The sequence below is a fragment of the Pseudomonas sp. HMSC063H08 genome (genome assembly GCF_001813645.1).
GTDB lineage: Bacteria > Pseudomonadota > Gammaproteobacteria > Pseudomonadales > Pseudomonadaceae > Pseudomonas > Pseudomonas aeruginosa.
Map to the genome: position 1 here is coordinate 1 of NZ_KV813315.1, position 2,414 is coordinate 2,414.

Below are 2,414 nucleotides of genomic sequence, written 5' to 3' on the forward strand. Positions count from 1 at the left end.
GGCCAGGTGATGGAGCGCTACCACTCAACGGCCGGCGATCCACCTCGGCGTGATGCTGACGTAAAGCGGCAGGAGGCCCAGGAGCTGGACGAACTGGTTCAGCAGTTCCTGGCCGGCGGCGGGCAGATCGAGAAAGTCGGGTACAAGATGCGCGAGCTGCCGGACACTTTCGTCATCAATCCCATGAAGACGCCGGTATACAACGGAGCCCTGGCCGAGAATTCGTCGCTCAAAGCGAAGCCTGCCGCGCCACGTACGCAAACCAAGACCGAGCCCCAACGCTCACCAGCGCCCGTGCCGGCTTTGCAGCCGGCTCCTGGCGTGAACCCGAAGGTCTGGTTGAGCCGGATGATCGCCGCCCAGGCGCTGCTGGCCGCGCAGACGGCCAGGCTCGCTCGCGAACTGGGCGTCAGCGATGCTGAGCTGCGCCGGCTGGGTCGTCGGCATGGCATGGAGGTGTTCCATGGCACTCGCTAGGGGGCTGCTCAGCAAGATCCACATCGCTCGTCAGCAGCTCGGCCTGCAGGACGATGTCTATCGGCAGAAGCTGCATGCGATGTTCGGCAAGGGGTCGGCGCGGGATCTGAACCTGCGCCAGGCCGAGCAGTTGCTGACGGAGTTCAAGCGCCTGGGCTGGCAACCACAGCCCAGCAAGCGAGCAGCCGGCAAGCCGCATAACTTCAGCCAGCTACCCGCCGAGGTCCAGGTCATTGAGGCGCAGTTGGCTGAGATGAGGCTGCCCTGGAGCTACGCCGACAAGATCGCCAAGCAGATGTTCGGCGTGGCCAAGGTCGCATGGCTGAAGAAACCAGATCAGCTCACGGCAATCCTGGCAGCTCTGCACGTCGAGCAGGAGAAACGGTACCTCCTCGCTGAAGTGGATCGGCTCTGCCAGGACCTGGGCATTGAGCATCCAGAACAGGCGGCCGGCTTGGAACAGTTGCCGAAAGGATGGCGGCGGCAGCGTCCAATCCTCAAGGCCCTGGTGGAAACGCTCCAAGCGGCCGCAGATAGCAAGCGGAGGTAATAATGAAGGAGATCCGTTCGCAGCAGATCCGCCGCCGGAACAACATGCTCAGCGAGCTGGCCGAACTGATCGTCGAAGCGTTCGTGCGTAACGGGCTCTCTCGGGAGAAAGCAGTATCTGAGTCAGAGGAACTGGTGTTCCAATTGCATCGGCGCTGGGCCGGTATCACGTTTGTCTTTCCGGTCAAGGATGAGCTGGCTCGCAAGCGCCTGGAACTGCATATACTGCAGCGGTACGATGGCTCGAATGCTGACAAATTGGTCCGGGAGTTCGGCGTCACCGAGGACTGGATCTACAGCGTTGTTCGAAAGCACCGGAGACAACGCCGAACCGATCAGTTGGGCCTTTTTGACCCGGCCGAATGAGCCGGGTTTTTCTTTCCCCAGTGGCAAAACATTTTCATCGCCCCATCCCGCTATAGTCCGATCCGTCCCAGTACATCCCACTTTATCGCGCTCCCCCTCCCTGGTATTTCTCACTCTCTCTCAATATCGACCTGAAGCTGTTTTACCCCCGCCCCAGCCCTTAGATTGCAGGCTCCGGCTGGCGCCCCGTCTCCCCCCTCGACGGCGGTCGCCGGCTGTTCATTTCTTTCGGGACTGTACAGATGAACAAAGCAACGACGGAACCTGCCTACAACTACAAGGTGGTTCGCCAGTTCGCCATCATGACCGTGGTATGGGGCGTGATCGGCATGGGGTTGGGCGTACTGATCGCCTCGCAACTGGTCTGGCCCCAGATGAACTTCGACCTGCCCTGGACCAGCTTCGGCCGCCTGCGGCCGCTGCATACCAACCTGGTGATCTTCGCCTTCGGCGGCTGCGCGCTGTTCGCCACCAGCTACTACACGGTGCAGCGCACCTGCCAGGTACGCCTGTTCTCCGACACCCTGGCCGCCTTCACCTTCTGGGGCTGGCAGGCGGTGGCGGTGATCCTGCTGGTCAGCCTGCCGCTGGGCAACACCACCACCAAGGAATACGCCGAGATCGAGTTCACCGGCGCGATCTGGCTGGCGATCGTCTGGGTCGCCTACGCGGTGGTGTTCTTCGGCACCCTGATCAAGCGCAAGGTCAAGCACATCTATGTCGGCAACTGGTTCTTCGGCTCGTTCATCCTGACCACCGCGATGCTGCACATCGTCAACCACATGTCGCTGCCGGTGAGCTGGTTCAAGTCCTACTCGATGTACTCCGGCGCCACCGATGCCATGGTCCAGTGGTGGTACGGGCACAACGCCGTGGGCTTCTTCCTCACCGCCGGCTTCCTCGGCATGATGTACTACTTCGTGCCCAAGCAGGCCGGGCGCCCGGTCTACTCCTACCGGCTGTCCATCGTCCACTTCTGGGCGCTGATCACCCTGTACATCTGGGCCGGCCCGCACCACCTG

General features: G+C 61.9%; 4 protein-coding genes. All 4 read left to right on the forward strand.

Annotation, left to right across the window (positions count from 1 at the left end; translation table 11 throughout):
* Positions 1 to 477, forward strand: a 477-nt coding sequence (locus HMPREF2924_RS00155) for a hypothetical protein (protein WP_371915076.1), incomplete at its 5' end; no start/stop codon positions are given.
* Positions 464 to 1,027, forward strand: coding sequence for a regulatory protein GemA (locus HMPREF2924_RS00160; protein ID WP_023089283.1), 564 nt, complete (start codon positions 464 to 466; stop codon positions 1,025 to 1,027). The genes HMPREF2924_RS00155 and HMPREF2924_RS00160, both read left to right, overlap by 14 nt.
* Before the next feature lie 2 nt (positions 1,028 to 1,029).
* Positions 1,030 to 1,392 (forward strand): Mor transcription activator family protein, encoded by a 363-nt coding sequence (locus tag HMPREF2924_RS00165; protein WP_015975359.1) that lies wholly within the window; start codon positions 1,030 to 1,032, stop codon positions 1,390 to 1,392.
* Between the two features lie 242 nt (positions 1,393 to 1,634).
* The coding region (locus HMPREF2924_RS00170; RefSeq protein ID WP_177344953.1) for a cbb3-type cytochrome c oxidase subunit I at positions 1,635 to 2,414 on the forward strand (780 nt) is incomplete at its 3' end.